This is a genomic window from Mesorhizobium sp. M5C.F.Ca.ET.164.01.1.1, from assembly GCF_004792125.1.
Classification (GTDB): domain Bacteria; phylum Pseudomonadota; class Alphaproteobacteria; order Rhizobiales; family Rhizobiaceae; genus Mesorhizobium; species Mesorhizobium wenxiniae.
The window spans coordinates 1-425 of record NZ_SRTG01000123.1 but is presented as its reverse complement, the minus strand read 5'-3'; the positions used below and the strand labels follow the sequence as shown (position 1 = coordinate 425).

The following is a 425-nucleotide window of genomic DNA, read 5'->3' as shown; positions in this document are numbered from 1 at the left end:
CGCTTCTTCGAGACGCGGAAGCGCTTGGCGTCGAGGGCGGCATCCTCGCCCACCACCAGCCCTTCCGGGATGCGCACGCCATGGTCGATGACGACGCGCTTCAGCCTGGCGTTACGGCCGACATGCACGTCCGGCAGCATGACGACTTCTTCGAGCGTCGAATAGGAATTGATGCGCGCGCCGGTGAAGATCAGGCTGCGGCGCAGCGAGGCGCCTGAGACGATGCAGTCGCCGGAGACCAGCGAGGAGATCGCCTCGCCGCGACGGCCGTCCTCGTCATGCACGAACTTTGCCGGCGGCTTCAATTCGGCATAGGTCCAGATCGGCCAGTCGCGATCGTAGAGGTCAAGCTCGGGCGTGACGTCGGTGAGATCGATATTGGCCTCCCAATAGGCGTCGACGGTTCCGACGTCGCGCCAGTATGG

1 pseudogene is annotated in these 425 nt (G+C 64.7%); it reads right to left on the bottom strand.

The window, feature by feature from the left end:
• Positions 1-425, bottom strand: a pseudogene (locus EN807_RS32730) (glucose-1-phosphate adenylyltransferase); the annotation flags it as partial.